Source organism: Streptomyces sp. NPDC007863 (genome assembly GCF_040633895.1).
In the GTDB taxonomy this organism is placed as follows: domain Bacteria; phylum Actinomycetota; class Actinomycetes; order Streptomycetales; family Streptomycetaceae; genus Streptomyces.
Map to the genome: position 1 here is coordinate 49,865 of NZ_JBEYEI010000019.1, position 21,797 is coordinate 71,661.

General features: G+C 74.3%; 20 protein-coding genes. 10 read left to right on the forward strand and 10 right to left on the reverse strand.

The features are described 5' to 3' along the window. The first annotated feature begins 120 nt into the window (after positions 1-120). The 3 genes from ABZ621_RS27490 to ABZ621_RS27500 all read left to right on the forward strand — a co-directional run bounded on the left by ABZ621_RS27490 (position 121) and on the right by ABZ621_RS27500 (position 4,825). On the forward strand, positions 121-1,449 hold the full coding sequence (locus ABZ621_RS27490; RefSeq protein WP_360609097.1) for an MFS transporter: 1,329 nt from the start codon (positions 121-123) through the stop codon (positions 1,447-1,449). Positions 1,450-1,555: 106 nt separating this feature from the next. Continuing rightward, positions 1,556-3,256, forward strand: coding sequence for a helix-turn-helix domain-containing protein (locus ABZ621_RS27495; protein ID WP_360609099.1), 1,701 nt, complete (start codon positions 1,556-1,558; stop codon positions 3,254-3,256). 162 nt (positions 3,257-3,418) lie between these two features. Beyond that, positions 3,419-4,825, forward strand: a complete 1,407-nt coding sequence (locus ABZ621_RS27500) for a DUF5685 family protein (RefSeq protein ID WP_360609101.1) — start codon at positions 3,419-3,421, stop codon at positions 4,823-4,825. A gap of 79 nt (positions 4,826-4,904) precedes the next feature. On the opposite strand, the gene ABZ621_RS27505 is transcribed toward ABZ621_RS27500, so the two are convergent. Continuing rightward, complete coding sequence (locus ABZ621_RS27505; RefSeq protein WP_360609103.1) at positions 4,905-6,413, reverse strand: DUF4246 domain-containing protein; 1,509 nt, start codon at positions 6,411-6,413, stop codon at positions 4,905-4,907. Positions 6,414-6,604: 191 nt separating this feature from the next. Here ABZ621_RS27505 and fabG point away from each other — a divergent pair, with 191 nt between their 5' ends. Beyond that, positions 6,605-7,402, forward strand: coding sequence for a 3-oxoacyl-ACP reductase FabG (gene fabG, locus ABZ621_RS27510; protein WP_360609105.1), 798 nt, complete (start codon positions 6,605-6,607; stop codon positions 7,400-7,402). A gap of 21 nt (positions 7,403-7,423) precedes the next feature. Here fabG and ABZ621_RS27515 read toward each other — a convergent pair whose 3' ends face one another. From ABZ621_RS27515 to ABZ621_RS27535, 5 genes are all read right to left on the reverse strand, one after another. Further along, complete coding sequence (locus ABZ621_RS27515; RefSeq protein ID WP_360609106.1) at positions 7,424-8,281, reverse strand: aldo/keto reductase; 858 nt, start codon at positions 8,279-8,281, stop codon at positions 7,424-7,426. Between the two features lie 17 nt (positions 8,282-8,298). Then, positions 8,299-9,522 carry an MFS transporter gene (locus tag ABZ621_RS27520; protein WP_360609107.1) on the reverse strand — a complete coding sequence of 408 codons (1,224 nt, stop codon included), beginning with the start codon at positions 9,520-9,522 and terminating at the stop codon, positions 8,299-8,301. 247 nt (positions 9,523-9,769) lie between these two features. Further along, a complete protein-coding gene (locus ABZ621_RS27525; RefSeq protein ID WP_360609108.1) occupies positions 9,770-10,237 on the reverse strand; it encodes a MarR family transcriptional regulator in 468 nt (155 codons plus the stop codon). Between the two features lie 136 nt (positions 10,238-10,373). Next, positions 10,374-11,990, reverse strand: a complete 1,617-nt coding sequence (locus tag ABZ621_RS27530) for a glycerol-3-phosphate dehydrogenase/oxidase (RefSeq protein WP_360609109.1) — start codon at positions 11,988-11,990, stop codon at positions 10,374-10,376. Then, entirely contained in the window at positions 11,987-12,586 is a 600-nt protein-coding gene (locus ABZ621_RS27535; protein WP_360609110.1) for a helix-turn-helix domain-containing protein, read from the reverse strand. Before ABZ621_RS27535 ends, ABZ621_RS27530 begins: the two co-directional genes overlap by 4 nt. Before the next feature lie 74 nt (positions 12,587-12,660). Here ABZ621_RS27535 and ABZ621_RS27540 point away from each other — a divergent pair, with 74 nt between their 5' ends. The 3 genes from ABZ621_RS27540 (at position 12,661) to ABZ621_RS27550 (ending at position 16,053) form a co-directional block, all read left to right on the forward strand. After that, positions 12,661-14,256, forward strand: coding sequence for an FAD-binding oxidoreductase (locus ABZ621_RS27540; protein ID WP_360609111.1), 1,596 nt, complete (start codon positions 12,661-12,663; stop codon positions 14,254-14,256). A gap of 60 nt (positions 14,257-14,316) precedes the next feature. After that, the gene (locus ABZ621_RS27545) at positions 14,317-15,198 is read left to right on the forward strand and encodes a YegS/Rv2252/BmrU family lipid kinase (RefSeq protein WP_360609112.1); all 882 of its coding nucleotides are present in this window, start codon (positions 14,317-14,319) and stop codon (positions 15,196-15,198) included. A gap of 192 nt (positions 15,199-15,390) precedes the next feature. Then, positions 15,391-16,053, forward strand: coding sequence for a deoxynucleoside kinase (locus tag ABZ621_RS27550; RefSeq protein ID WP_360609113.1), 663 nt, complete (start codon positions 15,391-15,393; stop codon positions 16,051-16,053). A gap of 58 nt (positions 16,054-16,111) precedes the next feature. Here the strand turns inward: ABZ621_RS27550 and ABZ621_RS27555 are convergent, their stop codons facing one another. Next, positions 16,112-16,804, reverse strand: a complete 693-nt coding sequence (locus ABZ621_RS27555; protein ID WP_360609114.1) for an HAD family hydrolase — start codon at positions 16,802-16,804, stop codon at positions 16,112-16,114. A gap of 175 nt (positions 16,805-16,979) precedes the next feature. On the opposite strand from ABZ621_RS27555, the gene ABZ621_RS27560 reads away from it, so the two are divergent. From ABZ621_RS27560 to ABZ621_RS27570, 3 genes are all read left to right on the forward strand, one after another. Next, on the forward strand, positions 16,980-17,699 hold the full coding sequence (locus ABZ621_RS27560) for an SDR family NAD(P)-dependent oxidoreductase (protein ID WP_360609115.1): 720 nt from the start codon (positions 16,980-16,982) through the stop codon (positions 17,697-17,699). 73 nt (positions 17,700-17,772) lie between these two features. Beyond that, on the forward strand, positions 17,773-18,099 hold the full coding sequence (locus ABZ621_RS27565) for a plasmid stabilization protein (protein WP_360609116.1): 327 nt from the start codon (positions 17,773-17,775) through the stop codon (positions 18,097-18,099). A 166-nt stretch (positions 18,100-18,265) separates the two neighbouring features. Next, positions 18,266-18,976 (forward strand): BTAD domain-containing putative transcriptional regulator, encoded by a 711-nt coding sequence (locus tag ABZ621_RS27570; protein WP_360609117.1) that lies wholly within the window; start codon positions 18,266-18,268, stop codon positions 18,974-18,976. On the opposite strand, the gene ABZ621_RS27575 is transcribed toward ABZ621_RS27570, so the two are convergent. Genes ABZ621_RS27575 through ABZ621_RS27585 form a run of 3 tightly spaced genes read right to left on the reverse strand, consistent with a single transcriptional unit; the run spans position 18,949 to position 21,796 of the window. Continuing rightward, positions 18,949-19,440: a S26 family signal peptidase gene (locus ABZ621_RS27575; RefSeq protein ID WP_360609118.1), complete on the reverse strand. Its 492-nt coding sequence runs from the start codon at positions 19,438-19,440 to the stop codon at positions 18,949-18,951. The two genes, ABZ621_RS27570 and ABZ621_RS27575, sit on opposite strands and share 28 nt — an antisense overlap. Continuing rightward, the gene (locus tag ABZ621_RS27580; protein WP_360609119.1) at positions 19,437-21,272 is read right to left on the reverse strand and encodes an ABC transporter ATP-binding protein; all 1,836 of its coding nucleotides are present in this window, start codon (positions 21,270-21,272) and stop codon (positions 19,437-19,439) included. The genes ABZ621_RS27575 and ABZ621_RS27580 overlap by 4 nt, the downstream gene beginning before the upstream one ends. Further along, a complete protein-coding gene (locus ABZ621_RS27585; RefSeq protein ID WP_360609120.1) occupies positions 21,269-21,796 on the reverse strand; it encodes a hypothetical protein in 528 nt (175 codons plus the stop codon). The genes ABZ621_RS27580 and ABZ621_RS27585 overlap by 4 nt, the downstream gene beginning before the upstream one ends. Position 21,797 lies beyond the last annotated feature (1 nt).

A 21,797-nucleotide genomic window follows, 5' to 3' on the forward strand; every position in this document is an offset into this window, starting at 1 on the left:
GCCATCCCTGTCCGGCCGGACAGGGATCACGGGGTGGTCAGGGCCATAGGTTCACGTCCTGTCCGCGTTCTGCGGCGTTCACCCACCCGGCACCCCCGCCCTGAGTCACCGGAGCATGCCATGAGCACGCGACCCGACACCCCCACGCCTCCACCGGCCACGACACCGGCCGTCGCGGAACCCGGAGGCTTGCGGAGGATCGCGACCGCCAGCTTCATCGGCACGGCGATCGAGTTCTACGACTACTACATCTACGGCACGGCGGCCGCTCTCGTCCTCGACGAGGCGTTCTTCCCCGAGCTGTCGGAGACCGCGGGCACCCTGGCGACCCTCTCGACCTTCGCGATCGGCTTCGCGGCCCGCCCCCTCGGCGCGGCGGTCTTCGGGCACTTCGGCGACCGGATCGGCCGCAAGGCCGTACTGGTCGTCTCCCTCCTGATGATGGGACTGTCCACCGGCCTGATCGGCCTCCTGCCCGGGTACGCCACGCTCGGGATCTGGGCCCCGGTCCTGCTCGTGCTCCTGCGCGTGGTCCAGGGCCTCGGCCTCGGCGGCGAGTGGGGCGGCGCGGCGCTGATGGCCGTCGAGCACGCCCCGAAGGGCAAGCGGGGCCTGTACGCGGCGGCGCCGCAGATGGGCTCGCCGGTCGGCTACTTCGCCGCCACCGTCACCTTCCTCTTCATGTCCTCGGTCCTCGACGAGGCCGCCTTCCAGAGCTGGGGCTGGCGCATACCCTTCCTGCTCTCCTTCGGCCTCGTCGCCGTCGGCATGGCCATCCGGCTGAAGGTCGCCGAGACCCCGGCCTTCGCCAAGGTCACCGAGGAACGGGAGACCGCCAAGGCGCCGCTGGTCGAGGCGTTCCGCAGGCACCCGAAGGAGATGCTGCTCGGCGCGGGCATGATCACAGTGGTGTACGTGATGTTCTACACGGCCGTGACCTTCTGCATCACGTACACGACGAAGACCCTCGGCATCCCCAAGAACGACATGCTGGGGCTCACGCTCGTCGCCGTCGTCGTCCTCGGCGTCTCGACCTTCCTGGTCGCCCGATGGTCCGACCGGATCGGGCGCCGCAAGCTGATCATCGCCGGCGCCGCCTTCGGCGTGGTGTGGGGCGCGGTCCTCTTCCCGCTCCTCGACACCCGGAACCCCCTGCTGATCGCGATCGCGCTGAGCGGCGCCCTGCTCTGCATGGGCATCATCTACGGACCCGCCGGTGCGTACCTGCCCGAGCTGTTCGGCACCCGCATGCGGTACTCGGGCGCCGGCTTCTCGTACAACCTGGGCGGCGTGCTCGGCGGCGCCGCGGCCCCGCTGATCGTCACCGCGCTCGCCGAGACCTACCGGCCCGCGGTCGGCGGTTGGTTCCTGAGCGCCATGGCCCTGCTGTCGCTGCTGTGCGTGCTGGCCCTGCCCGAGACCAAGGACCGGTACCTCGACCTCGTCTGAGGGACACACGGACGTCCCGCCGAGCCGGCCGCCGCGCCCCGCGGCGCACCGGCCACGAGACCGCCCTCACAGGGAGGCCACAGCAGATCCCCCTACCCTCGGAGCCATGGACCACCCCACCGACCACCCCGCCTCCGACGCGTTCGCCACCGGCGCCCGCGCCCGCCTGGGCGCGGTGCTCGCGGCGATCCCGGACGGCCTCGCCGCCGTGGTCCTCACCGGAGCGGGACAGGACGCCGAGGTCACCGACGTGGCCGTCATCGGGCCGGGGGAGGAGCTCGGGCCGGCTCCCGGCGCGCTCGTGCTCGCCGCCGGAGCGCGCGGCGCCACCGCCGTGGCCGCCGTCGAGGACGCCGGCCGGGCGGGCGCCACCGCCGTCGTCCTCAAGGCGGGGCCCGCCGGACTCCCGGAAGGCCTCGCGGACGCCGCCCGCGCGGCGGGCGTCTCGGTCCTCGCCACGGACGAGCGGGCGCGCTGGGACCGGCTGGCCGAGGAGGCGCGGGCCGTGCTGGCCGCCCCCTCCGCCCGGCGGGGTGTGCCCGCGGGCACACCGGGGGACCTCTTCTCGCTGGCCCAGACGCTGGCCACGGTGACCCACGGGGCGGCCATCATCGAGGACACGGCGGGCCACGTCCTCGCCTACTCCCGCTCCGGCGACGAGGCGGACGAGCTGCGGCGCCTCACCATCCTGGGCCGCAGCTGCCCGGAGCCGTACCTGCGGCTGCTGCGGGAACGGGGCACGTTCACCCGGCTCCGCGCCGGCGAGGACGTCGTCGAGATCGAGGAGCAGCCGGAGCACGGCTACCGGCGCCGGCTCGCCGTCGGCGTCATCGCGGGCCCGCGCCCGCTCGGCACCATCTGGCTCCAGGAGGGCCGCCGTCCGCTCGACGCGAGGAGCGACGAGGCCCTGCGGGGCGCCGCCCGGCTCGCCGCCCCGCAGCTGATCGACCACCACTACCAGGGGGACGCCTCCGCCCGGGTGGCCTCCCGCGCCGAGCTCGCGCACGGACTGCTCACCGGCCGGTTCGACGCGGTGGCGCTCGCCGGGCACCTGGGGCTCGACCCCGGCCAGGGCGCCACCGTCGTCGCCGTCGACCTGCGCGAACCGGAGCACCCCGGCACCTCCGCCGCCGTCGACCTGCGACGAGGCGAGGCCGCGGGCATCGTCTCCGTCCACGCGGCGGCCTTCCGCCGCGACGCCCTGGTCGCCCAGGCCTGCGGCCAGATCTACGTGATGCTCCCGGCGAAGGAGACCGGCGGCGACCCGGCGGCGGCCGACGCCGAACTCCACCGCTGGGCCGCCGCCCTGGTCACCTCGCTCCGCCGCCACACCGGCACACCGGTGCAGGCCGCCCTCGCCGGTACCGCACCGCGCCTCGACGCCGTCCCGGCGGCGAAGAAGCGCGGCCACCGGACCCTCCGGCTCATGGCCCGCACCCCGGACCGCCCGGTGGCGACCCACGCCGAACTGCACGCCTCCCTGGTCCTGGACGAGGTGCTGCGCCTCCTCGACGCCCACCCCGACACCCGGCACGCCGGGCTGGCCATCCTGGTCGACCACGACACCGAGCACCGCTCCGAACTCGCCAGGTCCCTCCTCGCCTACCTCGACGGCTTCGGCGACGTGACGCGTACCGCCGAGGCGCTCAACGTCCACCCCAACACCCTCCGTTACCGGGTGCGCAAGGCGGTCGCGCTCAGCGGGATCGGCCTGGACGACCCCGACCAGCGGCTCGTCGCGATGCTCCAGCTCCGCCTCGCCGTCCACGGCGACCCCTCCGGGAACACCCCGTTCCCCACCCCCTGACGTGCCGCGCGCCCGCCGCCCGCCGCGTCTCGGCCGCCCCGCGCCGACCCGCCGGATCGCCGCGGGCGTTCCCCGGAAAGGGAACCTTTAGGATCCTGAACCGTGAGCCGTCCGACGCGAGGTGTCCGGGCGGCGGTCGCTTTCTACGGGGGGAGAACTTCGGTGTTCGGAATCATCAGGCCATGCCGCCATCGGCTGGGCGAGGGCCTGCGTACGGAGTGGATGGCGCACCTGTGCGGACTGTGTCTGGCATTGCGCGGCGAGTACGGGCAGTTCGCGCGGGTGGCGACCAACTACGACGGCCTGATCGTCTCGGTGCTCACCGAGGCGCAGTCGGAGCGCACCGGTGACTGGCGGCGGGCCGCCGGTCCCTGCCCGCTGCGCGGGATGCGGTCGGCCGACGTGGCCCAGGGCGAGGGCGCGCGGCTCGCGGCGACGGTGTCGCTGGTGCTCGCCGCGGCGAAGATACGCGACCATGTCGCCGACGGCGACGGCCTGGTGGCCCGCCGCCCGGTGGCGCTGGCGGCCCGTCGGATCGCGCGCGGCTGGGACCGCGCGGGCGCGGCGGGCGGCGAACGGCTCGGCTTCGACACGGCGGTGCTCGTCGACGCGGTCGAGCGCCAGCCGGAGATCGAGCGGGTCACCGGCCTCGGCGGCTCGCTGCTGACGGTGACCGAGCCGACGGAGACGGCGACCGCGGCCGCCTTCGCGTACACGGCGGTCCTCACCGACCGCCCGGGCAACGCCGGACCGCTCGCGGAGGCAGGGCGCCTCTTCGGCCGGCTGGCCCATCTGCTGGACGCGGTGGAGGACCTGGACACGGACGCGGCCTCGGGAGCGTGGAACCCGATCGCCGTGACCGGCACGGACCGCGCCGAGGTGCGACGGCTCTGCGACGACGCCGTCCATGGCATCCGACTTGCCCTGGCCGAGGCGGACTTCGTCGACGGACGACTCGTACGGACCCTGCTCGGAGGCGAGTTGGAGCGCGCCGTCGACCGCGCCTTCGACCCCCGGCACCGTCACCACGCCCACCAGCACGACAGCAGGCCGCGACTGTTCGGCCTGCTGCCCTTGCCGGGACGTCGTACGGAGACGCCCCCGGCGCCGGGCGCCGACCACTCCTGCGGTGTCGGGACGCTCACGGCCACGGCCCCGGAGGGCGGTATGACGGCGGCGAACCGGCCGCCGGACGGCGAGTGCCGGCGGTGCGGCCAGTGGCGCCGTCTCTGCCCCGACTGCAGGCTGTGCTACGACTGCTGCCGCTGCGACGACGAGATCGAGGGCGAGGACCTGGAGTCCGTGCAGTTCGGCGACGGCGGCGGCGGGAGCGGCGACGGCTCCGGTGGCGGTTCCGGCGGCGACGGCTGGTTCGGCGGGCGCGGCGGGGGCGGCAACTCCGGTGGCTCGTCCGGTGGTTCGGGCGGTTCGGGAGGTTCGGGTGGTTCCGGAAGCGGCCCCGGCGGCTCCGGTGGTTCCGGCGGCTCCGGGGGCGGTGGCGGTGGCTGCGGGGACGGCGGCGGTGGCTGCTGCAACCCGTGCAAGTGCTGCGACTGCTGCTGCGACTGAACGGGACGGGCGCGCCGCCCCGGTACCCCCGCGCAGGGGGACCGGGGCGGCGCGCCGCACGTCGTCCGGGGCCGCGGGCTCAGTGCTCGCAGAGGGAGAACTCCCGCTCGTAGAGCTGCTCGTTGTGCTCGTCGACGAAGAACTTCCGTTCCTTCATGAGCTCTTCGCGGAAGGTCTTGGCCTGCTCCAGCGTCATGGTCGGGGTCGCGGACCACGGCTGCTGCGGCGGCACGTCGGCCGTCGAGACGATCCGCTGCGAGGGGTCGACCAGGAAGAACGCGAGGATCTTGCGGTGTCCCGGACGGGTGGGGTCCGCGAGGCGGAACGCGTCGACGCGGTGCTGGAGGACGTTCGGGAAGGCCAGGCACCGGCCCTGCGGCGTCGACGCCGACCCCAGCACCTGGTTCAGCGCCTCGTCGTTCTCCAGGCCGTAGACCTCGCGCACACCGGTGTCGTCGCTCTGCTGGTACTCCGGATCGTCGAGCGCCGCCCGGAAGCCGAGGCGGCTCTCGGTGATGTTCTCGCTGTCCCAGTAGTAGAGCCCGGTCGAGACGATGCGCTCGTTCACCATCCCCTCGACGTGCCACGAGCCGCCCGCGTACTCGGGCTTCTCCGGGGTCAGGTGGATGGTGGCGAGCTTGACGATCACCTGGAGCCGGCGACCGCGCAGATCGACCCGGTCGGCCTCGGCGGGCGCCTCGGGCGCGGTGAACTCCGGGGCGTCCGGGACGACCGGGCTGCGGTTCTCGTACCAGTCGTCGTGGGCTTCCGCCCAGGCGTGGTAGGCCTCCTGGTAGGCCGTGGCGTCGGCGTAGGCGGACTTGACCGGATACTCCGGCTCCGCGTCGTACCACCCGTAGGGATCGGCCTCGATGCGCAGCGGCCGGGGATGGCGCAGGTCGGTGAGCACCCGCTCGAACAGCGGACGCATCCTCCCGAACAACTCCGGCAGCACGGCGCCGAGTTCACGATGGTCCTCGGGATGGACGTTGTTGACGTACGAGCGGAAGGCGACCCCGCCCTCGTCGTCGACCTCGACGTCCGTGGGCAGCCACTGGAACCGCTCCGAGAACTCGTACGCCGAGTAGCGGTCCGTCGGGTTCCGCCACGTCTCCTCGGGCGCGCCGCTCACCTCCCGCACCAGGCAGAACAGCGAGGGGTGCACGAGGTCGAGCACCTGGCCGTCGGAACCGGGGTGCCAGTCCCTCTCCGCCTCGGGCACCTCCTCCAGGACCCGCACCGCGTCCCGCAGCCGGGCCCTGAGCGACTCGTCGACGAGCGCGTCCGACTGCCACACGCCGTCGACCGCGGACACCTCGGCACCGGTCGCCTCGTCCCTCAGCGCGGCGTAGTGCGCGAGTTCGCCGAGCACGTACGCCACCTGCGCCTCGGTGAGCCCCTGAGCGACCGCCTCGCGGGTCCACCGGGCCACGATGCCGGCGTCGTTCCTCTTCTCGAACCACCCCGATTTCGCCCGGACATGGGCGCTGCACTCCATCATCTCCAGCTCCCGCAAGGTCCGCGGCGGCGTGAACGGCAGCGTACGGGTGGAGTGGAAGGGCAGGGGGAATGCGGTGAAGCCGGTCAATGCTCTGGGTCCTTCGAGTCGGCGTGCGATGGCGGGAAGGATATGCCAGCCGGGTCGCGTCGGATGACTCGTACGGGTGAGATCCGCGCCGCCGGAGCGGGCAGCCCGAAAACGGTCTCACCGGCGCGCGAGCCGGTCGCCTACGGTGAGGGCACCCACCGGTGAGTGACGTGGAGAGGACGGGGCGGCCCATGACCAGCACCCCTTGGCGAGAGCGGTCCGTCGTGGTGACGGGAGGGACGCGCGGCATCGGACGGGGCATCGCGGAACTCTTCGCCCGCCGGGGCGCGGCGGTGCTCCTGACCGGCCGGGACGCGGCCGTGGCGCGCGCGGTGGCCGGGGAGGTCGCCCGCGCCACCGGCGGGCGGGTCGCGGGGACCGGCGTGGACCTCCGCGACCCGGCCGCGGTCGAGGCGATGGCGGCCGAGGCGGAACGCCTCCACGGGCACGTCGACGTCCTGTGCGCGAACGCCGGGGTCTTCCCCGAGAAGCCGCTGCGCGAGATGACCGCGGCCGATATCGACGACGTCCTCGCCGTCAACCTCCGGGGCACGATCCTCGCGGTGCGGGCGTGCCTGCCGGCGATGGAACGCGCCGGGCGCGGCCGCGTCGTCCTCACCTCGTCCATCACCGGACCGACCACCGGCTACACCGGCTGGTCCCACTACGGCGCGAGCAAGGCGGGCCAGCTGGGCTTCCTGCGCGGGGCGGCGCTCGAACTGGCCCCGCTGGGCATCACCGTCAACGCGGTGCTCCCCGGGAACGTCCGTACCGAGGGCCTGGACGCGCTGGGCGAGGAGTACCTGCGGCGGATGGCCGCGTCGATCCCCCTGGGCCGGCTGGGGGAGACCGCCGACATCGCCCACGCCGTCGGCTTCCTCGCCTCGGACGAGGCCGCCTTCATCACCGGCCAGACGCTCACCGTCGACGGCGGCCAGACGGTCCCCGAGTCCCTGGACGCGCTCGCCACGACGACCGGCACGGCCTGAGGCCCCACCGGCCGCCCGGGGTCAGTTCAGCTCGTCGGGGTGCGGGCCGGTGCGCAGGCCGCGGTCGAGACCGGCGATCGCCGCCATCTCCTCGTCCGTCAGGACGAAGCCGAAGACGTCGAAGTTGGCGCGGATCCGGGCCGGGGTGACCGACTTCGGGATGACCACGTTGCCGAGCTGGAGGTGCCAGCGGATGACGACCTGGGCGGGCGACGTGCCGTGGGCGGCGGCGATCGCTTCGATCGCCGGGTCGTCGAGGACCGCTCCCTGGGCCAGCGGGCTCCACGCCTCGGTGGCGATCCCGTGCTCGCGGTGGAAGGCGCGCAGCTCGGACTGCCGGAGCGCGGGGTGCAGTTCGATCTGGTTGACGGCCGGGGTCAGGGTGGCGTCGTCGAGCAGCCGGCGCAGGTGCTCCGGCTGGAAGTTGGAGACGCCGGCGGCGCGGATCCGGCCCTCCTCGGCGAGCCGTTCGAGGGCGCGCCAGGAGTCGCGGTACAGGTCGCGGGCCGGGGTCGGCCAGTGGATCAGGTACAGGTCGACGTAGTCCAGGCCGAGCTTGGCGAGACTGGCGTCGAAGGCCCGGAGGGTGGCGTCGTGGCCCTGGTCGGCGTTCCACAGCTTGGTGGTGACGAACAGTTCCTCGCGGGCGATCCCGGAGCCGGCGAGGGCCCGGCCGACGCCCGCCTCGTTGCCGTAGACGGCGGCGGTGTCGATGCTGCGGTATCCCGCGTCGAGGGCGGCCGTGACGGCGGCGGTGGTCGCGTCGTCGGCGACCTGGAAGACGCCGAAGCCGAGCTGGGGGATCTCGACGCCGTTGTTCAGCGTGACGGTGGGGACGGCGGGGGCGGTGGGGGTGGTGGGGGTGGTGGACGGTGCCATGGGGGGTACGTGTTCCTTCACTTGGCGAGCGCGGTGGGCTCGGTGGGCTCGGTGGCGCGGGCCGGGGCGGCCTGGGCCACGACGGTGCTGGTCCTGGTGGTGCGGCGTTCGAGCGCGGCGGACCAGAGGGCGAGGGCGAGTGCGGTGGCGGCGAGGACGGCGCCGACCCAGTTCGGGGCGGTGTAGCCGAGTCCGGCGGCGATGACGAGTCCGCCGAGCCAGGCGGCGAGGGCGTTGCCGAGGTTGAAGGCGCCGATGTTGACCGCGGAGGCGAGGGTGGGCGCGCCGTGGGCCTGGTCGAGGACGCGCTTCTGGAGGGGCGGGACGGTGGCGAAGCCGAGCGCTCCGACGAGGAAGACGGCGATCGCGGCGAGGACCTTGTCGTGCGCGGCGAGGGTGAACAGGCCGAGGACGACGGCGAGTCCGCCGAGGGTCGCGTAGAGCAGGGGCATCAGGGCGCGGTCGGCGTAGCGTCCGCCGAGCAGGTTGCCGAGGAACATGCCGGTCCCGAAGAGGACCAGCAGCCAGGTGACGGCGCCCTCCGAGTACCCGGCGGTCTCGGTCATCATCGGCGCGATGTAGGTGATGGCGGCGAAGACGCCGCCGAAGCCGAGGACGGTCATCGCCATGGCGAGCAGGACCTGGGGGTTGCGGAAGGCGGTGAGCTCGCGGCGCAGGTTCGCGCTCGCGGGGCGGGGCATGGCGGGGACGAGGCGGGCGATGCCGGCCAGTCCGACGACGCCGAGGGCGGCGACGACGACGAAGGTGGTGCGCCAGCCGACGGCCTGTCCGATGAAGGTGCCCAGGGGGACGCCGACGATGTTGGCGACGGTGAGGCCGGTGAACATGGTGGCGATGGCGCCGGCCTTCTTGTCGGGGGCGACGAGGCCGGCGGCGACGACGGAGCCGATGCCGAAGAAGGAGCCGTGGGCGAGGGAGGCGATCACGCGCCCGGCGAGCATGACCTCGAAGGTGGGGGCGAGGGCGGAGACCAGGTTCCCGGCCACGAACAGGCCCATCAGCACCATGAGCATGCGTTTGCGGCTGACCCGGCCGCCGAGCACGGTGAGGAGCGGGGCTCCGATGACGACGCCGAGTGCGTAGCCGGTGACGAGGAGACCGGCGGTGGGGATGGTGACGCCGTAGTCGCCGGCGATCTGGGGCAGCAGTCCCATGATGACGAACTCGGTGGTGCCGATTCCGAAGGCCCCCACGGCGAGGGCGAGTAGTGCGAGCGGCATTGGGCCCAACCCTTCCTTGTTGCTTGAGCGAGCTCCTTGCGTGCTCTCACAATAATTGCAGACGCGTGTTAATTGCAAACGCGGGCAGATGTTGGAGTGGAAGTGTGGGCGCCTGCGTGGTGTGGGCGGGTGCAATGAAGAACCCCCGCCCGGGCGCGAAGCCCGGACGGGGGTGGTGGAGTGCGGTGGGTGTGGGTGTGGGTGTGGGTGTGGGTGTGGGTGTGGGTGTGGCGGGTGCGGTGGGCCGCTACGGGTGCGGCGCCGGTACGTCGACGGCCTCGACGGCCGCGACCAGCGGGGCCAGCTCGGGGTTCCCGGCCGCCTCGTCCAGCGCCCGCCGCAGTGCGGCGTCGTTGGTCGGCCGGGCCGCGCCGAGGAGCTCCCGGCCCGCCGGGGTCACCTCGGTGTAGATGCCGCGCCGGTCGGTCGGGCAGAGGTACCGCGACAGCAGTCCGCGGTCCTCCAGGCGGGTGACGAGGCGCGTCGTGGCGCTCTGGCTCAGGACGACGGCGTCGGCGACCTGCTTCATCTGCAGGTGGCCGCCTTCGCCGTCGTGCTGCCGGCCGAGCACGTCGAGCAGGGAGTACTCCCGCGCGCTCAGGCCGTGGCCCGACTGCAGGGCCCGCTCGACGTGCGACTCGATCCGGTCGTGCAGCAGGGAGAGCGCGCCCCAGCGGCTGGCGAGCGCGGTGAGGGCGGGATCCGTCGCGGTCATGGGTTCCGGTCTCCTTCCGCGGGCTGTCGACGCCCAGGATACGCCGGCGGAGCAAAAATCGGCGGATGCGGATATCGCGCTGACGCAAGTAACCGGCGCCGACCGCCCCGACCGCCCCGACCGCCCCGGCCGTCGGTCACCCGGCGCCGGTACCGGTGCCCGTGCCGTGCCCCAGCCGGGCCGGGGTCGCGCGGGCGAGGGCGTCGCGGGCCGCCTCCTCCGCGAGGGCGCGGTCCTCCGGGACCACGCCGACGCGGGTGCGGCGGTCGAGGAGGTCGGAGGTGTCGAGGGCGCCCTCGTGGCGGACCGCCCACACGAGTTCGGCGCCGGTCACGGGGTGCCCGGGCACGACGGGCTCGGGCAGGGCCGGGTCCTCGATCCCGAGGGCGTGGACGGCCGGGGCCTCGGAGCCGTACCGCTGGACGAGGCGGGGCGGCACGTCGAGTCCGGCGAGGGCCGCCGGGCGGGCCGCGCCGACGAGCGGGACGGAGGCGGTGCGGCAGGGGCCGGCGGGCAGGTCGCGGACGGCGACGGCCGCGTCGACGGCGTCCTGGGCCATGCGGCGGTAGGTGGTCAGCTTCCCGCCGACGACCGTCACGACGCCGTCGGGCGAGGTCAGCACCGCGTGCTTGCGCGAGATGTCGGCGGTGCGGCCGTCCGGATCCCGGCTGTCGAGCAGGGGCCGCAGGCCGGCGAAGGCCCCGACCACGTCGCAGCGGCGGACGGTGACGTCGAGGGCGGAGCCGAGGACGTCGAGGAGGAAGCCGATGTCGGTCTCCGGGACCTCCGGCACGTCGGGGACGTCGCCGTCGACGGGCTCGTCGGTGAGGCCGACGTACACCCGGCCGTCGCCCTGCGGCAGCACCAGGACGAAGCGGTTCGTCTCGCCGGGGATCGGGATGTGCAGTCCGGCGGAGAGCCGGCCGAGGGTCTCGGAGCGCAGGACGAGGTGCGTGCCGCGCGAGGGCCGGAGCCGTACGTCGTCGACGAGGCCGCCCGCCCAGACGCCGGTCGCGTTGACGACGGTGCGGGCGCGGATCCGCAGCTCCTGTCCGGTGGTCTCGTCGCGTACCAGCGCGCCGTCGCCGCGCAGCTCCAGGGCCCGGGCGCGGGTGAGGATCCGGGCGCCGTAGGCGGCTGCGGTGCGGGCGATCGCGGTCACCAGGCGCGCGTCGTCCGAGAGCTTGCCGTCCCAGGAGAGCAGTCCGCCGCGCAGGCCGACCGGGCGCAGGGCGGGGGCGAGGTGGCGGGTCTCGACGGCCGACAGCGTGCGCGGCTGCGGCAGCGTGCGCCGCGAGGTGCGGGCGCCGACCCGCAGCAGGTCGCCCGCGACGAACCCGGCCCGGGCGAGGGCCGCCTGGCCGCGGCTCACGAGCGGCGTGAGCGGGAGCACGAAGGGCTGGGCGCGGACCAGGTGCGGGGCGGTGCGCTCCATGAGGATGCCGCGCTCGACGGCGCTCTCGTGGGCGACGTCGAGCTGCCCGGTGGCGAGGTAGCGCAGTCCGCCGTGGATCAGCTTGGAGCTCCAGCGGGAGGTGCCGAACGCCAGGTCGTGGGCGTCGATCGCGGCGACGCTCAGCCCGCGGGTGGCGGCGTCGAGCGCGGCTCCGGCTCCGGTGGCGCCGAGCCCGACGACGAGGACGTCGACGGTCTCGCCGTCGGCGAGCCGCTCCAGTTCGCGCCGGCGCCGCTCGGCGTCGAGGGAGGAGCCGGGCAGGGCGGTGCCGCTCGGGGGAGTGCTCGTGGGGTTCACGGGGCGAGGGTCCTCTCCAGCAGGGTGCGCAGCTCGTCGAGGAAGGCGGCTTCGCTCAGTTCGGGATCGCTCGCGTCGGCCATGGTGCGCAGCGAGAGCGTGAAGGACTGGACGACGAGCAGCAGGGACCGGGCCTGCAGGTCGAGGTGGGCGCGGCGGACGGAACCGTCCTCGTGCCCCTCCTCCAGGGCTGTGAGGAGCAGCCCGAGCAGGGCGTCCTGGCTGGCGCCGCGCCGGTCGAGGACGTACGGCAACAGCAGCTCGGGGTCGACGTCGAGGATCTTCTGGAACAGCGGATGGGAACGGAAGGCGGCGACGCCGGCCACGAGCCCTTCGACGATCCGCTCCCGTTCGGGCCGGTCGTCGTCGACGAGCGGCATGGCGCCGGCGGCGACCGCGATCCACTCGCGGGTCATCAGGTCGCCGACGAGGCTCCGGACGTCGGGCCAGCGCCGGTAGATGGTCATCCGGGACACGCCGGCCCGCCGGGCGACGTCGGTGAGGGTGGTTCGCCGTACGCCGACGGCGAGCACGCAGTCCCGTGCCGCGTCGAGGACGGGATCTGCGTCCGCATGGTTGTGACGAATGGGCGTCATCTGTCACAGTGTAATGCCAGTGAGGGCCGAGCGGCAGCGCCGTCCCTGAAACAGACCGTGAGGAACCTCTCGAAGTGGACATGTTGTGGAGCGGCTGGGGCGACCCGGCCAAGGCGGCACCCCTGCCCGAATCGGTGACCGGACTGCTGCGGGACCTGCTCGGCGTCACGCCCCGTGAGAGCGGCCCCTCCGCCCTCACCGACATCGACGTGCCCGCCCCGGCACTGACCGAGGAGGCGAGCGGCGCCCTGCGCGCCGCCGTCGCCGCGCCCGACGGCGTACGGGACGACGCCGAGAGCCGCATCCGGCACACCCGCGGCAAGTCCACCCCCGACCTCCTGCGCATCCGCGCCGGCGAGGTCGACGACATCCCCGCCGCCGTCGTCCTGCCGGGAAGCCACGACGAGGTCCTCGCCGTCCTGCGCGCCTGCGCGGACCACGGTCTCTCCGCCGTCCCCTTCGGCGGCGGCACCTCCGTCGTCGGCGGCCTCGCCCCCACCACGAAGCGCCCGTTCGTCGCCCTCGACCTGCGGCGCCTCGACCGGCTGCTCGCCCTCGACGAGATCTCGCGCACCGCCACCCTCCACCCCGGCCTGCGCGGCCCGCAGGCCGAGGCGCTGCTCAACGAGCGCGGCTGGACCCTCGGCCACTTCCCCCAGTCCTTCGAGTGGGCCACCGTCGGCGGATTCGCCGCGGCCCGCTCCAGCGGCCAGGCCTCCGCCGGCTACGGCCGCTTCGACGAGATGGTCCTCGGCCTGGAGGTCGCCACCCCGGAGGGCACCCTCTCCACCGGCCGCGCCCCGCGCTCCGCCGCCGGCCCCGACCTGCGCCAGCTGATCCTCGGCTCCGAGGGCGCCCTCGGCGTGATCACCTCGGTGACCGTCCGCGTCCGCCCGCTGCCGCAGGAGCGGATCTACGAGGGCTGGCGCTTCGCCTCCTTCGAGGCCGGCACGGCCGCCCTGCGCCGCCTCGCTCAGGACGGCCCCCGCCCCACCGTGCTGCGGCTCTCCGACGAGTCCGAGACCTTCATCGGGCTGGCCCAGCCGGACGCCATCGGCAGCGCCGCACTCCCCGAGAACCCCGGCTGCATGGCCATCGTCGGCTTCGAGGGCACCGAGGCCGACACAGCCGCCCGCCGCGCCGCCGCGCGCGAGGTCCTCCTCGCCTGCGACGGCGAGTTCATCGGCGAGGAGGCGGGCGACAAGTGGGAGCACGGCCGTTACAACGCCCCCTACCTGCGCGACGCCCTCCTCGGCGCCGGCGCGTTCGCCGAGACGCTGGAGACGGCCGCGTTCTGGTCCGCGATCCCCGGCCTGTACACGGCCGTACGCGACGCCCTGACCGCCACCCTCACCGAGGCCGGCACCCCGCCCCTCGTCATGTGCCACATCTCGCACACGTACGAGAACGGCGCCTCGCTGTACTTCACCGTCGTCTCCGCGCAGGGCGAGGACGCCGTCGCGCACTGGGCGCCCGTGAAGCGGGCGGCGAACGACGCGATCCTGGCGGCGGGCGGCACCATCAGCCACCACCACGGCGTCGGCACCGACCACCGCGACTGGTACGCCCGCGAGGTCGGCCCGCTCGGCATCCGCATGCTCCAGGCGGTCAAGGCCGAGGTCGACCCGACCGGCGTCCTCAGCCCCGGGGTCCTCATCCCCGTCCGCTGAGCACCACCCCGTCCCGCCCCCTTCCCGACCCTCTCATCGCGCCGCCCGGAGGCCAGTTCCATGCGACAGTTCACCGCCGTCGTCAACCCCACCGCAGGGGGATCCAGCGGCACGGCGAGCCTGCTCCCGGTGGCCCGGCTGCTGCGGGAGGCGGGCGCGCGGCTCGACACCGTGTACAGCCGCAGTCTGGAACACGCGCGGGAAGTCGCCCGGGAGGCCGGGGAGAAGGGGCACGTCGTGCTCGCCGTCGGCGGTGACGGCATGGCCGGCACCGTCGGCGGCGCGCTCAGCGGCACGGACACCGTCTTCGGCCTGGTCCCCGCGGGCCGTGGCAACGACTTCGCCCGGGCCCTGGGCCTTCCCACCGACGCCCCGGGCCTCGTCAGGGTCCTCCTCGACGGGGAACCGCGCGCCGTCGACACCATCGAGGTGCGGTCGGCCCGGCACGCCGGCGTCTGCGTCCTCGGCAGCGTGTACGCGGGCGTCGACGCGGTGGCCAACCGCCACGCGAACGACTCCCGTCTCCTGCGCGGAGCGGCCTCCTACTACGCCGGCGGCCTCCGGGCCGTCCTCGCCTGGAAGCCCGCCGCGTACCGGATCACGATCGACGGGATCCGGCACGAACGCAGCGGCTACTCCGTGGTCGCGGCCAACTCCGGCTTCTACGGATTCGGCCGGAACATCGCCCCGGGTGCCCGCGTCGACGACGGCCTCCTCGACGTCGTCGTCATCAAGGAGGCGCCCAAGCGCCTCTTCTTCGCCATGATGAACGAGCTCAAGACGGGCGCCCACGTGCACCGCCCGCAGATCGAGATCCTCCGCGGCAAGGAGGTCCGCATCGAAGCCGACCGCCCCCTGCCGTACGGCGCGGACGGCGAGGTCGACGCCACCCTGCCGGTCAGCCTCAGGGCGATGCCGGCGGCCCTCCGCGTCCTGGCCTGACCAGGACGCCGGGCCGCCCGGGTCAACTATGCTTCTGGGCGGCACCCGCGCAGCGGCTTGTGAGGCCCGGGCGGGGACCGCGTGACATCGATCATGAAGATCCTGGGGAACCGACTGACCGCCGTGACGTGTCCGGGGCGGAGGGGGCACCCGGCTCTCGCCGTGAACAGGAATCCCAGGGAGAAGTGAGGTATGTCGGTGATCTGCGTCGGAGGCATGATCGGGATCGGCAAGACGAGTGTGGCCGAGCTTCTGGCGAAGGAGCTGGGCAGCGACGTCTTCTACGAGAGCGTGGACGACAACCCGATCCTGCCGCTCTTCTACACGGCGAGCCCCGAGGAGATCCAGGCCAAGCGGTACCCCTTCCTGCTCCAGCTCTACTTCCTGCAGACGCGCTTCGCGTCGATCAAGGAGGCGTACAAGCAGGGCGACAACGTCCTCGACCGGTCCATCTACGAGGACTGGTACTTCGCCAAGGTCAACCACGACCTGGGCCGCATCAGCTCCCTGGAGATGCAGGTCTACGAGGGCCTGCTCGACGAGATGATGCGCGAGATCGACGGCCTGCCGTACCGCAAGGCACCCGACCTCATGGTCTACCTGAAGGCGGACTTCGAGACGGTGCTCAAGCGCATCGGGTTGCGCGGCCGCGACTTCGAGCAGGACGAGGCCCTCGTGGAGTACTACCGGACCCTGTGGTCCGGCTACGACGACTGGGTGCACAAGCACTACTCGGCCAGCGAGGTCCTCGTCATCGACATGAACCGCACCGACGTCGTGAACGAACCCGACGACGCGGCCCGCGTGGTGCAGCAGGTCAAGGACGCCCTGACCGCCGCGAGGTCCCGCGCCTGAACCCGCGCGCCGGAAGGCGCCGCCGGCCGGGCCCCGGCGTGACCGGCCGGCCCGGCGGTCACTCCGGGGGCCGGGACAGCGGACTGGTGTCGATCCTCCGCAGCAGGGTCGCGACGTCCTCGCAGACGAGCACCGCGCCCGCCTCCTCCAGCTCGGCGCGCGTCGCGCCGCCGGTCAGCAGGCCGACGCACGGCAGCCCGGCCCGCCCGGCGGCCTCGACGTCCCACACGGTGTCGCCGACGAAGACGGCTTCCTCGGGCTCGGCCCCCACCGCTTCCAGGGCGGCCTCCACGAGGTCGGGCGCCGGCTTGGTGGCGTCCACGTCCCCGCCCGAGGTGGCCGTCTCGATCACGTCGTCGGCGTCGAGCAGCCGGCGGACGGCGGCGACCTCCTCCGCGGAGGCCGAGCTGGCGAGCACGACCCGCCATCCCCGGGCGGACACGGCGCGCAGCAGCTCCGTCGCGCCCTCGAAGGGGCGGAGATTCTCGTACCAGGCGGCGTAGAGGGCGCCGTGCGCGTCGGCGATCGCCCCGTCCTCGGCGCGCCGGCGCCGCTCCCCGAGTACCGCGTCGAGGAGACGGTCCGCGCCCATGCCGATGGCGTGGTGGATGCGGGACATCGGTACGTCGTGACCGTGCCGGCGCAGCGCCTGCCACCAGGTGACGGTGTGGAGGTAGGTGGTGTCCACCAGGGTCCCGTCGACATCGAACAGGGCGGCGCCCCGGGACGCTCGTGCCGCACGCGCAGTCATCGTGTCCTCCTCACGCCGGGCCCCGTCGCCTCGGTCCGGTCAGGCGACTACCCGGCCGTGGTCCTCCCACCCGTATCCGTGCGTCGGGCGTGTTCCGCCGGGGCGGGGGCAGGGGCCGAGTGGGTGCGTGCCGCGCCGGGGCGGGCAGGTGCCACCGGCCGGCAGGAGCGTGATCATGATCTGGGTGTCCGATTTCTACTCGTTCGTCGAGAGCCTGCTGGCCATGCACGCGATGCCGGACGAGCCCGGGAGGACGTTCGCGGGCCGCAACGTGGTCGTGACCGGTGCGGGCGAGGGAGCGGGGCGGGCCACCGCACGCGCCTTCGGGGAGTCCGGGGCCCGCGTGGCTCTCCTCGGGGAGGGCCGGGCCGGTCTGGAGGAGGTGGCCGGGGAGGTCCGCCGGGCCGGGGGCGAAGCCCTGGTCGTGCCGGTCGACATGGCGGAGCCGTGGAGGGCGGAGGAGGCGGCGGACCGCGTCGAGGGCCGCCTCGGCCCGGTGGTGGTGTGGGTGAACGCGGCGTTCGCGTCCGGCCGCGCGCCGTTCCTCGCGGCGGCCCCGGAGGAGTTCGAGCGGGTCACGCGGGTGACGTACCTCGGCTGTGTGAACGGCACCCGGGCCGCCCTGCGGCGCATGCTGCCCCGCGACACCGGCGCCGTCGTCCAGCTCGGCCCCGCACCCGGCGAGGCCGACGGGCCGCTGGGGGCCGCGTCCCGCGGGGCGAGCCACGCGATCGACGGCTTCACCGCCTCCGTACGGGTCGAACTGCGCCGCCGCCGCAGCCGGGTGGCCGTCACGGTGGTGCGGCTGCCGGCCGTGACCGCCCCGGCGTTCCCGTGGGACCTGTTCCGGCTGCCGTACCGGCCGCACGCGGCGCGACCCGCGCCCTCCGCATGAAGACCGGCGGAAGGGGCAACCGCGCGGGGAGGGCCCTGCCGCCCGGGCGGGGCTCGCCGGGAAGGAGCACGCCATGCCTCGTGGATCGAGTGCCAAGCGGGAGCGGCAGTACGAGCACATCAAGGAGAGCGCCCTGGACCGGGGCGAGAGCGAGAAGCGCGCGAAGGAGATCGCCGCCCGCACCGTGAACAAGGAACGGGCGCGCTCGGGCGAGTCCAAGACGGCGAGCAAGAGCTCCACGCAGGACATGTCGTCCTCGCGCCGCGGCGGCAAGCGCTCGCACAGCGGCTCCGAGGGGCCCACGTACGACCAGCTGTACGCCGAGGCCCAGCGGCGCAACCTCCACGGACGGTCCCGGATGGACAAGGCGGAGCTCAAGCGGAAGCTCGGCCACGGCTGAGCGGGAGCGACGGGGAGGGGTCCGGGGCGCGAGGCGCGTCGATTCGCGGAGTCCAGGGCCTTGACCGCGTCGCCGCCTCCTCCTAGCTTGATCGATGTTTCAGCAACTTGCGGAAAGAGTTTGCAGGTTGGGTGGTCGTGGGGGTGGCGGAGCGGTGTTATTCCGGATGCTGGGCAGGGTGCGGGTCGCGGAGGAGGAGGTCGGCGGGGCCAAGGCGCGCGCCCTGCTGGTGGCGCTGCTGATGGAGGCGAACCGGATGACCTCCGTGGACCGCCTGGTCGACGCGCTGTGGGAGGACGAACCGCCGGCGTCGGCGGTGGCGAACGTACGGACGCACGTGTGCACGCTGCGGCGGGTGATCGGGGACGCCGGGACGCTGGTCTCGCATCCCGGGGGCTACGAACTGGTCGTGCCCGGGGACACCTGCGACGCGACCGCGTTCTCGGCGCGGGCCGACGCGGGCCGGGCGGCGCTCGCCGACGGGCGGGCCGAGCGGGCCGTCGCGCTGCTCCAGGAGGCGCTCGCCCTCTGGGGAGCGGACCGGGCCGCCGTCGGGGTGCCCCGGGGTGGCTGGCTGGCCGCGCGGCTCGGCTACCTGGACGAGGAACGGCGGCGTGCCGTGGAGGACTTCGCGGAGGCCAGCCTGCGGGTGGGCGAACCGCGGGCCGCGCTGCGGGATCTGGCGGCGCTGCTGGCGGTGGACCCGCTGCGGACCAGGAGCTGGGCCCTGCGGATGCGGGCCCATCACCGGCTGGGGGAGCAGGGCGGCGTGAACGAGGCCATGCGGGAGGCCGCCGGACTGTTCCGGACGCAGCTCGGGGCGCCGGTCGACGCCTCGCTCGTGCGGCTTCACGACGACCTGTGCCGGACCTCCTGAGGCCGCTCCGGCAGGCGGGCGACGACGCGGTCCAGGGGGACCAGGCCGAAGGTGCGGGAGTCGGTGCTGGCCGGCGCGTTGTCGCCGAGCACCGCCGCGTATCCGGCCGGGACGGTCGCCTGGGCCTCGTGCTCGCCGCGCACGCCCGGAGGCAGCGGATCGCCGGGCAGGGCGGCGAGCCGTTTGACCAGCAGCGGCCGGAGGTGGGGCCGGGCGGTCGGCTCCGGCCAGCGCCAGGCGCCCGGCGCCGTCGGCTTCAGCAGGACGACCACCTCGCCCGCACGCAGTCCCGACGGCCCGACGCGGTGCGCGACCACCACCTCGCCGGAGGCAAGCGCGGGCGCCATACTGTCGCCCGACACGGTCACGCGCAGCCTGCGCCTGCCCCGTACGGCGGCCGTCGCCAGCAGGGCGAGGCCCGCGGCCGGCAGGCCTGCCAGCAGGATCGCGGCGGACGCGTTCACGCCTCGGCTCCCGTCGTGTATCCCGCGGCCTGGCGGGCGAAGAGGTCGGCGTAGCGGCCCTCCGCCGCCACCAGCGTGTCGTGGTGGCCCTGTTCGACCACCCGGCCGTCGCGCAGGACCACGATGCGGTCCGCGGTCCTGGCCGCCGCCAGACGGTGGGAGATGAGCAGGCTCGTACGGCCCCGGCGTTGCCGGGCCAGCAGGGCGTTGACCTCGTCCTCGGCCTCGGGGTCGAGACCGGAGGTGGGTTCGTCGAGGATGAGCAGGTCGGCGTCGGTGCTCAGCAGCGAGCGCGCCAGGGCGACGCGCTGCCACTGCCCGCCGGAGAGTTCGACGCCCTCGTCGGTGTCGGGGTCGGCTCCCGGGAACGACCGGCCGAGCATCGTGTCGTAGCCGTGGGGGAGGGAGCCCAGGAGGTCGTCGACGCCCGCGCGGGCCGCGGCGTCGCGCAGCCGCGCCCGGTCGTCGGCGGCGGCCGGGTCGCCGAGGGCGATGTTCTCGGCGGCGGTCAGGTCGTAGCGCATGAAGTCCTGGAAGACCGCGCTGATCCGGGCGCGGAGCTCGGCCGGGTCGAAGGTGCGGATGTCGCGGCCGTCCCACAGGACGGTGCCCTCGGTGGGGTCGTAGAACCGGCACAGCAGTTTGACCAGGGTCGACTTGCCCGCGCCGTTGTCGCCGACGACGGCCAGGGAGGAACCGGCGGGCAGCGTGAGGGAGACGTGCCGCAGGGCCCAGTCGTGGCCCTCTGAGTAGCGGAAGGAGACGTCGCGCAGTTCGATGCCGAGGGCCAGGGGCGCCGGCCGGTCCTGGGGTGCGGGCAGGGGCAGGTCCGGCGGTGTCGCGATCACCTGCGTGAAGTGCTCGAAGACCATCAGATTGCGTCGTACGAGGGCGAGTTGGGCGGCCGCCGTGCCCAGTCCGCCCTGGACGGCGGCGGTCGCGGCGACGGCGAGCGTCACGTCGCCGACCGTCATCCGGCCGTGCGCGGCCTCCCGGACCGCCCACAGCAGTCCGGCGGCGGCGACCGCCGCCGAGACGGAGGCGGGCAGCGCCTGAAGCACGGCGTTACGGCGCTCGGAGCGGCGGTGGGCGGCGTTGATGGCCGCGCGGTCGGCCCGCATCCGGGACCGCAGATGACGGCCCGTACCGAACAGGCGGATCTCCTTCGCCGCCTGGACGCTGCCGAGCAGCTGCGCGTAGAACAGCTCCCGGCGCTCCAGCGGCGTGACCCGCAGCACCGTGTCGGCCCACACCCGGGCCATCCGCAGCTCCACCAGCAGCGCGGGCACCGCGGACAGGACGACCACCGCCACCAGCCACCAGCTCACCACGGCCAGCGAGACGAGGAAGCCCGCGACCGTCACGCCCGCCCGCAGCAGGCCGATCGCCCCGGTCACGATCTGCGGCGGCGCCTCCTGACCGCAGCTCTGCGCCAGCCGCAGCCGGTCCAGCTGCGCCGGATCCTCGAAACGGGACAGACCCGCGAAGGCGTCGACCGCCGTGTACAGGCGGTCCTGGGCGTGCAGCGCCACGGCCCGTGCGAGGTCGCCGCGCAACAGCTCGTCGAGGTGGGGGAGGAGCGCCGTGGCGACCCCCGCCACCGCGATCAGCGTCGCGGGCGCCACGATCCGGGAGGGGTCGCCCGAGGCGGCCACCGTGTCCAGGACCGCGGCGGTCGCCCAGGCGGCCAGGACCGGCAGCTGCCCGACCACCAGCGCGGTCGCCAGCACCCCGGCCAGCGGACCGCGCGCCGCGTGCCAGGCGAGCCCGAGGACCGTGGGCACGGCGCCGGCCGGCCGTCCGTCCCGGCGTCCCGCCCGCCGGCCGCTCACCCGGCCACCAGCGCGTCGAGGCCCTTCAGGTCGCGGTCGACGACCGTGAGCGTGCCGTCCGACGCGACCCGGCACACCACCGGATAGCCGGTCACGCCGAACGCCGCGACCACCGTCTCCGCCTGGTCGCCGGCGACCACCCGGGCGAGACCGTCGAGTTCGTCCGTGTAGGTGCGCTCCTCACCGGGGCCCGGCCCGACCACCGCGAGGACGCGGTCCTGAGGGAGACGCAGACGGCGCACGGCGGCCGAGAAGCGCGGCAGCAGCTCCGTGCACGGTTCGCAGCCCGGGGAGAAGAAGCCGACCAGAGCGCCCTCGGGCAGGTCCTCCCGCGCGAGCGTCCCGCCGTCGGTGGCGCGGACCGTGAACGGTCCGGCGGCCGTACCGACACTGCCCGCGTCGATCGGGCCCGCCGGGCGCGCGGGGCCCAGCGTGGCGAGCTTGCGGATGATGCCGTACGTGAGGATCAGGTTGACGACGAGCAGAGCGCCCAACAGGGCGACGGCCGAGCCGAGTACAGCCACG

What these genes read in the sequence shown, in the direction of transcription:
- ABZ621_RS27535 (WP_360609110.1), bottom strand. Translation starts at nt 12,586, where the DNA reads ATGACGCCCATTCGTCACAACCATGCGGACGCAGATCCCGTCCTCGAC.
- ABZ621_RS27515 (WP_360609106.1), bottom strand. Translation starts at nt 8,281, where the DNA reads ATGGCACCGTCCACCACCCCCACCACCCCCACCGCCCCCGCCGTCCCC.
- ABZ621_RS27550 (WP_360609113.1), top strand. Translation starts at nt 15,391, where the DNA reads ATGTCGGTGATCTGCGTCGGAGGCATGATCGGGATCGGCAAGACGAGT.
- ABZ621_RS27490 (WP_360609097.1), top strand. Translation starts at nt 121, where the DNA reads ATGAGCACGCGACCCGACACCCCCACGCCTCCACCGGCCACGACACCG.
- ABZ621_RS27520 (WP_360609107.1), bottom strand. Translation starts at nt 9,522, where the DNA reads ATGCCGCTCGCACTACTCGCCCTCGCCGTGGGGGCCTTCGGAATCGGC.
- ABZ621_RS27565 (WP_360609116.1), top strand. Translation starts at nt 17,773, where the DNA reads ATGCCTCGTGGATCGAGTGCCAAGCGGGAGCGGCAGTACGAGCACATC.
- ABZ621_RS27560 (WP_360609115.1), top strand. Translation starts at nt 16,980, where the DNA reads ATGATCTGGGTGTCCGATTTCTACTCGTTCGTCGAGAGCCTGCTGGCC.
- ABZ621_RS27570 (WP_360609117.1), top strand. Translation starts at nt 18,266, where the DNA reads ATGCTGGGCAGGGTGCGGGTCGCGGAGGAGGAGGTCGGCGGGGCCAAG.
- fabG (WP_360609105.1), top strand. Translation starts at nt 6,605, where the DNA reads ATGACCAGCACCCCTTGGCGAGAGCGGTCCGTCGTGGTGACGGGAGGG.
- ABZ621_RS27555 (WP_360609114.1), bottom strand. Translation starts at nt 16,804, where the DNA reads ATGACTGCGCGTGCGGCACGAGCGTCCCGGGGCGCCGCCCTGTTCGAT.
- ABZ621_RS27545 (WP_360609112.1), top strand. Translation starts at nt 14,317, where the DNA reads ATGCGACAGTTCACCGCCGTCGTCAACCCCACCGCAGGGGGATCCAGC.
- ABZ621_RS27495 (WP_360609099.1), top strand. Translation starts at nt 1,556, where the DNA reads ATGGACCACCCCACCGACCACCCCGCCTCCGACGCGTTCGCCACCGGC.
- ABZ621_RS27525 (WP_360609108.1), bottom strand. Translation starts at nt 10,237, where the DNA reads ATGACCGCGACGGATCCCGCCCTCACCGCGCTCGCCAGCCGCTGGGGC.